This is a genomic window from Streptomyces sp. NPDC003016 (assembly GCF_053591455.1).
The window spans coordinates 76,973-85,622 of sequence record NZ_JBSFTV010000034.1; the positions used below are offsets into that span (position 1 = coordinate 76,973).

Annotated in this window: 8 protein-coding genes and 1 pseudogene; 2 read left to right on the forward strand and 7 right to left on the reverse strand. The window is 71.1% G+C overall.

Annotation, left to right across the window (positions count from 1 at the left end; genetic code table 11):
- Positions 1-73 precede the first annotated feature (73 nt).
- Complete coding sequence (locus ACWDZ4_RS26625) at positions 74-1,585, forward strand: DUF6056 family protein (protein WP_451510906.1); 1,512 nt, start codon at positions 74-76, stop codon at positions 1,583-1,585.
- On the opposite strand, the gene ACWDZ4_RS26630 is transcribed toward ACWDZ4_RS26625, so the two are convergent.
- From ACWDZ4_RS26630 to ACWDZ4_RS26660, 7 genes are all read right to left on the reverse strand, one after another.
- A complete protein-coding gene (locus ACWDZ4_RS26630; RefSeq protein ID WP_451510907.1) occupies positions 1,560-2,015 on the reverse strand; it encodes a GtrA family protein in 456 nt (151 codons plus the stop codon). The genes ACWDZ4_RS26625 and ACWDZ4_RS26630 overlap by 26 nt on opposite strands.
- Positions 2,012-2,995: a glycosyltransferase family 2 protein gene (locus tag ACWDZ4_RS26635; RefSeq protein ID WP_451510919.1), complete on the reverse strand. Its 984-nt coding sequence runs from the start codon at positions 2,993-2,995 to the stop codon at positions 2,012-2,014. The genes ACWDZ4_RS26630 and ACWDZ4_RS26635 overlap by 4 nt, the downstream gene beginning before the upstream one ends.
- A 254-nt stretch (positions 2,996-3,249) precedes the next feature.
- A complete protein-coding gene (locus tag ACWDZ4_RS26640; RefSeq protein WP_451510908.1) occupies positions 3,250-3,498 on the reverse strand; it encodes a hypothetical protein in 249 nt (82 codons plus the stop codon).
- A gap of 27 nt (positions 3,499-3,525) precedes the next feature.
- A complete protein-coding gene (locus ACWDZ4_RS26645; protein WP_451510909.1) occupies positions 3,526-3,807 on the reverse strand; it encodes a hypothetical protein in 282 nt (93 codons plus the stop codon).
- Between the two features lie 121 nt (positions 3,808-3,928).
- Positions 3,929-5,563 (reverse strand): alkaline phosphatase D family protein, encoded by a 1,635-nt coding sequence (locus ACWDZ4_RS26650; protein ID WP_451510910.1) that lies wholly within the window; start codon positions 5,561-5,563, stop codon positions 3,929-3,931.
- A 122-nt stretch (positions 5,564-5,685) separates the two neighbouring features.
- Positions 5,686-6,807, reverse strand: coding sequence for a hypothetical protein (locus ACWDZ4_RS26655; RefSeq protein WP_451510911.1), 1,122 nt, complete (start codon positions 6,805-6,807; stop codon positions 5,686-5,688).
- Between the two features lie 579 nt (positions 6,808-7,386).
- On the reverse strand, positions 7,387-8,163 hold the full coding sequence (locus ACWDZ4_RS26660) for a hypothetical protein (RefSeq protein WP_451510912.1): 777 nt from the start codon (positions 8,161-8,163) through the stop codon (positions 7,387-7,389).
- 8 nt (positions 8,164-8,171) lie between these two features.
- Here ACWDZ4_RS26660 and ACWDZ4_RS26665 point away from each other — a divergent pair.
- Positions 8,172-8,527: pseudogene (locus tag ACWDZ4_RS26665) on the forward strand (TauD/TfdA family dioxygenase); the annotation flags it as partial.
- Between the last annotated feature and the right edge of the window lie 123 nt (positions 8,528-8,650).

Below are 8,650 nucleotides of genomic sequence, written 5' to 3' on the forward strand. Positions count from 1 at the left end.
GAACAGCGGCCGGTCACGATGCCGTGCGGTGGAGGGCTTCACCTTCAGGTCCAGGCGGAGGACAGGAGAACTTGTGACGGCTGCACCGGGTGTCGCCATCCCGCGCGAACCGGTACCGGGCGGAGGCGGCCCGGAGCGGGGGAGGGGGAAGGGCCTGCGTCTCTTCCGGCTGTCGACGACCACGTGGGTGGCAGGGCTCTCCCTGCTGCCGCTCGGGCTGCTCATGGCCGCCGCGTGGCTGGGCCGTTACGTCCGTCCCAGCGCCGACGAGTGGTGCTTCCTGCCCAAAGTGCGTGACCTCGGTGTCTGGGGGATGGTCGAGAAGTTCTACCTCACCGACAACGGCCGGATCGGCAACGGCCTGCTCGTCGGGGCGTACGCGAAGTTCCCGGTCGCCGGTCACCAGTGGTTCGGTCTGGTCAGCGGCGTTCTCATGCTGACCCTGCTGTGGGCTCTGACGGTCCAGGTGGTGCGCAGGGCCGGCCGGACGGTTCCCCGCGGGGTGCCGCTGTTCGTGGCGGCGATGGTCACGGCGGTCTTCCTCTTCGCCACCCCCAATACGTACAAGACGTTCTACTGGCCCGCCGCCTCCGTCTCGCACACCATCGCCCCCGTGCTGGCCTGTGCGGCGGCCATCCCGCTGCTGCGGGCACGCAGCCGCCGGGGCAGGATCGCCGCCCTGGCCGTCGTGCTGGTGGCCGGGGTCTTCATGGGCACGCTCTCCGAAGAGACGTCGGTGGTCTGCCTGGTGGTGCTCTCGGGCGTCGTACTGCTCGGCCGCTGGATCTTCACCGAGCGGGCCAGGGCCGCCGCCCGCTACTGGGCCCTGGCCGGCATGGCCGGAACCGTCATCGGCACGATCGTGCTGATGGTGTCCCCGGGAGGGCGCAGACGGCGCGAGCGGTTCGGCCTGGAGAGCACCTCCATGCTCGCTCCGGAGTCGCTGATCGCGTCGCTGCGCGGGTACGTACACATCCTGGAGACCGTCTTCACGACCTGGCAGTACGTCGGAGCGCTCGCGGCCGGGGTGCTGCTCGGACTGCTGGCGCGGGGCCGCCGGGGGTCCTCACCGGTCCTGCTGCCGTGCCGGCCGCTCCTGTGGACGTTCTTCGGAGCCGTCGCCTTCCTCGTCTCGGGCTACCTCTGCACCGTCATCACCTACCCCGTCTTCGGCGCACGCGTGATGACCGCCCAGCGGACCTGGAACGACTACCTCCTGCTGTACGTCCTGTTCCTCGTGGGCGCCGGAGCCTTCCTGGGACGTGCGTTGCGCGTGCGGGAGCGGGGCACGGGCGTGGCGGCGGTCTGCGCCGCGGCCGTCTGCGCCGCGGCCGTCCTGGGGCTGGCCGCCCCGCTCCACCACCTGGGCCAGGACATGCGCGTACGGGCGCAGAAGTGGGACCGCCAGGACCAGTACCTGCGCGCCGGGGCGGCGAGGGGCGCGAAGGTCCTGCCGTACACACCGCTGTCGGTCGGCGGGATGCTGGAGCCGTTCGGCGGCAAGGGGCGCAACGTCTGGCCGGCCGGGTGCGTCGCCGACTACTACCGCCTGGACCGGGTCACTTACTCGAATCGGCTTCCCTGACCTTCGGCCCCGGTGGCTCCCGCCGCGCCTGCGCCCCGGAGGACCGGGTGGAGGCGGCGCCGGAGGTGATGGCCCAGCGGGCGAGCAGGAACGACAGTGGGGTGACGAGGACACCGGCGGCGACGGCCGAGACGTTCTCGTCCATGCCCAGTTTGCTCACGGCGACGTACAGCAGGACTCCGCTGCCCACGACATTGGCCGCGCCCGACAGGGGATAGCGGACGAAGGCACGCCAGGTGGGTCTCGTACGAAGGGTGACGTACGAGTTGAGCAGGAACGATCCGACGATGCTCACCGCGTAGCCCGCACCATGGGCGACCAGATAGGGCAGCCAGATGTTCAGTGAGGCGTACACGGCGTAGTAGACGGCCGTGTTGACGAGGCCGATCGCGGCGAAGGAGGCGAACTGGCGCAGCGCCGGAGCGGTCATGTCTCCGGCCGCGCCTGCCCCGCGGGTTCCAGCGAGAGGCCGGAGGCGAGCGCTGCGGGCGACTCGTCCGTTTCGCGGACCACGTAGTGCGGTCGGCGCTTCGACTCGTCGTAGATGCGCCCCACGTACTCCCCGATGACGCCGAGCGTGGCCAGCTGGATTCCGCTGAGCGCGACGACGGCGGTGATCAGTGTCGCGTAACCGGGCGTTTCGACACCGTCCAGCACGGCGTTCGCGATGATCCACAGCGCGTAGAGGAGCGCGGACAGGAAGAGCCAGAGCCCGGTGTGGATCGCCAGGCGCAGCGGACGGCTGTTGAAGGAGAGCAACCCGTCGATGCCGTAGTTCAGCAGATGCCGGCCGCTCCACTTGGACTGCCCGGCGGCCCGCTGGACGTTCTCGTACGTGAAGCTGACCGTGTCGAAACCGATCCACGAGAAGAGCCCCTTGGAGAAGCGATTGCTCTCGGGGAGCGACAGGAGGGAATCGACCGCACGACGCGACAGGAGCCTGAAGTCGCCCGCCCCGTTCACGATCTCGACGTTCATGCAGCGTCGTACGAGGCGGTAGTAGGCGCGGCAGAGCGCGGTCCGCAGAGCTCCTTCGTGCGTACGGTCGCGCTGGGCGATGACCTGGTCGTAGCCGTGCTGGTGCAGTTCCAGCATGCGGGGGACGAACTCGGGAGGATGCTGGAGATCGGCGTCCATGAGGACGACCGCGGCGCCCCGGGACATGCGCATACCGGCGAGCATGGCGGACTCTTTGCCGAAGTTCCGGCTGAAGGAGGTGTAGCGCACCCGCGGATCCGCCCCCGCGAGCTCTCTCAGGAGCGCCGTGGTCCGGTCCGTGCTGCCGTCGTCGACGTAGCAGATCTCGAAGGTCGCCCCGACCGGTTCGAGAGCGGTGACCAGGGTCTCGTGAAAGACCCCGAGCACCTCGCTCTCGTTGAAGCAGGGCACGACGATCGAAACTTGGACCATTGTCATTCCACTCCATGCACTGTGAACCGGGTTCACACGTCCCGGTACCTGCGCTGTCGTCTCCAGTGGAACGCGGTGGCGGGCCGACGGCCGCCTCAGGTACGCCACGCGGGTGACGGGAGACGCGCGAAGAAGCGCTGGAACGGCCGCGCGGATGCCGGAACGAGCCGCACGGGAACGGCACATGAGCCGCACGGGAACGGCAGGAGGGGAACCGGGAGGGAAGGCAGGGGCGGAGGGCGGGTGCGAGCCGTTCAGCCGCCGAGTTCCGTGACGGTCGCGTCCAGCGTGCTCGCCAGCGCGGCGATGTCCTGGTCGGACGGTGTACGGGAGCCGATGCGCCGGGCGAGATCGTCGGCCGAGGCCACCTCCAGGGCGCCCCGGTAGCGATCGGTGCCCAGTTCGGCCGCGGGGACCACCTGTGCCCGGCCCTGGAGAACGACCAGTGTCGGGTCGTCCGCACGCGGGCGCAGGAGATCCCGGACGTGTTCCTCAGTGATCACGAAGACCGCCTTTCTGGTTTCCCGAGGTCACCTGGGACGCTTGCGGTCGGCGGGGGTGTCGGTGGCACTGCCCTCGGCGGAGCGCTGTACGCCCTTCTCGCCGGACGATTCCACGCCCTCGAGGGGTTCGCCGTCGGCTGTTCCGCCCTTCGTCGGGTAGCCCTCCTGGGCGCTCGCCGTTCCGGGTACGACCCGCTCCTGAGCCTGGCGCTCCGCACCGGAGTGGGCGCCCGGGCCCAGGTCCCTGCGCGGCCGGTCCTCACGGTCCGGATTCCGGGACTCCTTGTTCCGGGGTTCCTTCTCACTCATCGCGTACACCTCACTTCTCGGTGTCGACGGCCTCTCCTGTGCTGCGGGCCGCCGGTGGTTAGGGGTACCCCCGCGGCGGACGCGATAACGCCGCACCTGTGCCGGCGAAGACCGGACCGGTTCAGGCCGGGGTGAGCCCGGGTTCGCCGGCTTCGATGACGAACGAGGCGGCTGTGGCGAGCGCCCCGCCAGGTGTGGTGACCCGGGAGACGGTTTTGAAGTCCACCTGTCCCAGGACCGCCCCCAGGGTGATGACGGTGTAGCCGCGGCGGCCGTTGTAGAACTTCATGTGGGGGTTCGCCCGCATGAGGTCGTCCCAGTTGGCGGGCTTGTCGGAGCCGTCCTTCCCGCTGGAGACGGAGGTGGTGGAGATCTCGGTGCCGATGGTGCGCGAGGCCGGGTCCTGGAAGTCCTGCTTCAGATCGAAGCCGTACGCCACGTGGGCGTCACCGTCCAGCACCATCAGATTCTCGATGCCCGCCGCCCGGGCTCCGTCGAGGATGCGTCCCCGCGAGGCGGGGTAGCCGTCCCAGGCGTCCATGGAGAGCTTGAAACCGGCGGTCGGGACGTCACGCCTCTGGGCGAAGGTGACCTGCTGCGGTACGACGTTCCACGTCGCGCTCGAATTCTTCCACCCGTCGAGCAGCCAGCGTTCCTGCGTCTCGCCGGTCATCGTGCGCGACGGGGCCTCGGATTCCGGTCCCGGCTCCCGCCAGCCGCCTCCGTAGGCCTGCACCGAGCGGTACTGGCGGGTGTCGAGGATGTCGAACTGGGCGAGCTGCCCGAACTGCAGGCGCCGGTAGAGCTGCATGTCGGGCCCCTCGGGCTGCTGCGGGGCGCGCAGCGGCTGGTTCTCCCAGTACGCGCGGTAGGCGGCGGCGCGCCGGACGAGGAACTCCTCGGCCGGGACGTTGTTCTCGGACGTTTCGTCCGCGTAGTTGTTCTCGGTCTCGTGGTCGTCCCACGTGACGACGAAGGGATGGGCGGCGTGCGCGGCGATGAGGTCCGGGTCGGACTTGTACAGGGCGTACCGCAGCCGGTAGTCCGCGAGCGTCATGGTCTCGCGGTCGAAGTGGGCGGGCAGCCGGCGGTCGGTGTAGCCGCGGGCGCCGCCCGCGCTGTCGACGGCGTACTCGTAGAGGTAGTCACCGAGGTGGACGACCAGGTCCAGATCCTCACCGGCCAGGTGCTTGTACGCCGTGTAGTAGCCGTGGTGGTACGCCTGGCAGGCCACGGCGGCCAGCTTCAGCTCGGAGACCGCCGTGCCGGGCGCGGGGGCGGTGCGGGTACGGCCGGTCGGGCTGGCCCAGGTCCCGGTGCGGAAGCGGTAGTAGTACGGGCGGTCGGCGTCGAGGCCGGTGACTTCGACGTGCACGCTGTGGCCGAACTCGGGGTGCGCCGTGACGTCCCCGCTCCTGACGACCCACAGGAACCGCTCGTCGTGGGCCAGCTCCCAGGTGACGCTCACCCGTTCCGCGGGCAGGCCGCTGTCGGTCTCGAGCGGACGGGGAGCGAGCCGGGTCCACAGCAACACGCTGTCGGGCAGCGGGTCCCCGGAGGCGACGCCCAGTGTGAACGGATCCTCCGTGATCTTTCTGGCGTCCAGCTCGGCGGCGCTCGCCGCGCCCACCGCCGGCAGATCGGTGGTGAAGGCAAGTGCGGCGGCGGCAGCGGTGAGAGTGAGGAAACGGCGGCGGCGGGTGTGCCGGACGGCGGCGCGCAGTTCGGGCTGATGACTCTTCATATGAGGAGTCATGTGCCCGTTTTGTGATTGCCTTGATCACTGCATTCGAGTGGTGCGGTCACCCGTGCCCGCCGACCGCGGTCCTCCACGGCCGGCGGGTACGGTCCGGCCGGTGGCCCGGCCGCGCCCGCCCGTCAGATGCCGTTCGTGGCGTCGGGCTCCTTCTGACGGCGCAGCAGAGCCGAAGCGGAGAGGACCGCGCCGATCGCGGCGAGGGACACCGCCGCGGCGTCCGCCCAGGCGAAGGACTCACCCAGACTGCTCTCCAGCAGGTTCATGGTCCCGATGCTCGCCAGCGCGTGCAGGGCGACGATGCCGATCGCGGTCGCGGCGCTTGCCGCCCATACGCGCGCTGTGTCCCGGACGGCCAGCCACACGCCGAGCACCAGACAGAGCACGGTGACGGCGACGGACAGCGCGTCCGCGTACCCGCCGGAGCGCAGATGAGCGAAGTCCGTCGGCAGGTGGATGAGGCCGCAGGCGAACAGCGCGACGGCCGCGAACCACCGCAGTCCGGAACGCAGGGCCGACGAGGCGTCGCCGCGCCGACCGGCGGCGAGCACGTCGCCGACGGCCGGGACGGCGCCCTGAGGAGCGACCGTGGGCCACCCCGGGCTGCTGTTCGGCCGTGCGACGGACGGCGCGGCGGCCTGGGCGCCGGTGGTGCGGCCGTCCGGCGTCTTCTCGCCGCCGGGAGCGGCCCGGTTCTCGTGGGCGGCGGCCGCACCGGCCGGGAGCCGGTGGTCGCCGTCGTCGGCGCCGAGGATGCTCACCAGCTGCGCCACGTCCTCGATCGGCCTGCCGACGGCCGCGGCGCGCAGCGTTGTGCCGGCCTCGTCGACCTCGTGCGGATGCTCGTTCAGCAGGGCGACCAGCTGCCGGACTTCGTCCAGGGGGCGGGCCACGGCGGCTGCGCGCAGTGCCTCGTCCGCGGGGCTGGGAACCGCTCCGGTCCGGTGGAGCAGACTCACCAGCGCGGCGACCTCGTCCAGCGGCCGGTACGTGGCTGCCGTCCAGAGCAGGGTGCGTATGGGCTCGTCGCCCGCGTCCTGGGCCGAGTCCGGCGCCCCGGCCTCCGCGGCGGCCTCACGGGCTGCGGTCTCATGGACAGCGGTTCCGGGGGCGGCGGCCCCGGGGGCAGCGGTCTCGCGGACAGGGGTCTCTTCCGCGGCGGCCGCGTACGCGGTGGCCGCGTCGGGCGGCTTCGAGCGGGCGTCGTTGTTCGCCGTAGCGGGAATGGTCGGGTCGGTTGTCATGGCGCGGCTCCGTTCGCCGAACTTCCGGTGGCACACACCGTTCTGGTTGTCGTGCGCCACCAGGACGCACGCTTCGCTCCATCCAATAGGCATTTCGGGCTATTGCGCCATCCGGGAAGGGCCGAAAAGGGGGTTCCCGACCCGTCAGGGGGGCGGATGCCATGGCGTTGGCCAGCAGGGAGAGCGGTCACGCTGCCGCCGCCCCAAAGCCGTAGGTCTGTCGGCAGCCAAGAAGGCGCCGATACCGTGGCCGGTCGAACGTACCGGCGGCGTACTTCGTCCAAGCGGCTGTCAGGACGTAACCGATCGCGGAGCTCGAACCGGACAGGGCGACCGGACAGGGCGACCGGACAGGCGGTCAGGAGTGCGAAGGGCGATTCGGTAGCCGGGTTGGGCTGAACGGGCGACACCGGCCCCGAGGTCAGTACCCCAGCAACAGATGCCCCCGCTGTGGGAGACCGGGTCGGCCGGGTCGGCCGGTCAGTGCGGCCACCGCCTGCCCCCGCCGCTCGCAGGGGCACCGGTCCAGGACCCGGCGCGGGTCTTACCCGTGTGGCCCGGAGGCGGGCGCGGCTGCCGCTACTTGCGGGGCAGTGCGATCCGCAGCGTCTGCTCGTTCTCCGGATCGAGGAGCTTCGCGAGGGGCGCGCTGCGGGCGTGGCGTCCGGCGGGCACCGGGGGCCTCACGGCGGGGGCCGGGACCGGCGGCGCGGGGGTGGCAGCACCCGCTCCGCCGAGGGAGACCTCGGCACCGTTCTGCCGCGTGCCCCAGCCGGTGCGGGCACACGTGGCGATGCCGTACCAGCGCATCCAGCGCAGCGCCGTCCAGGCCAGCACGATCGCCGCCGGCATCATCAGCCACGTCAGCGCGCGCGAGCGGATGCGCTCGTCGCTGCGGATCACGCCCAGGTAGCGCAGCCCCTGGGCCCAGCCGATGATGAACGGCACCCACAGCATCGAGGCCGGCGGCAGGTTGTCGAAAGCGACCGGCTCGACGACCAGCAGCCAGACGGTGACCATCTGCGTGAGGAACATCTGGAACCAGCGCAGCAGATGGAGCCAGAACGCCGGACGGGCCATCGACAGGTAGCGCATGCGCCACACCGACCGGATGGTGGACCCCCGCATCCACCGCAGATACATGCGGGAGAAATGACTCCACTTCTCGGGCATGGCGGTGAACACGATCGCCGACGGCTGTTGCACCGTCAGCCCGCGTTCCTGCGCGTACAGCGTCATCAGGGAATCGTCGGAGAACATCACGGGACGGCCCATGAACGTCTCGTTCAGGTAGCTGTCGAGGTTGTCGCGGATCACCGGCGCCCGGTAGGCGGCCAGCGGGCCGGAGTTGACCATGACGGCGCCCGCCCGTCGCCCGCTTCCCGCCCGTCGCCCGGCCGGCGCCGTCGCAGGACCTGTTCCCGCCGGTCGAACACCCCGTGGTGCGGCATCACCCGGAGACGGGCCGGCGGACGCTGTTCGTCGGCGTCTCCTTCACCACCCGGATCGTGGGGCTGGAGCGCGAGGAGAGCGACCGGCGGCTGCGGCTGGTGTTCCAGCGGGCCCACGTGCCCGGGTACCGGGTGTGTGGGCCCGCTGGGAGGCGGGTGGCATCGCCTTGTGGGACAACCACGTGACCCAGCACTACGCGGTCGACGGCTACGGTCCGTACCGCCGGGTCGCCGAGCGCGTCGCCATCGCGGGCGGCCGGCCGTTCTGACCGCGGACCGGCGGGCGGGGCGGCGTCGCCCTGGTGGCCCACCTCGGCCGCCACGCCACACACCTCCTGGACGTCGAGAACCCGGCCGATCCGGGACCACCCGGAACCCCCGGCCTGCACGCG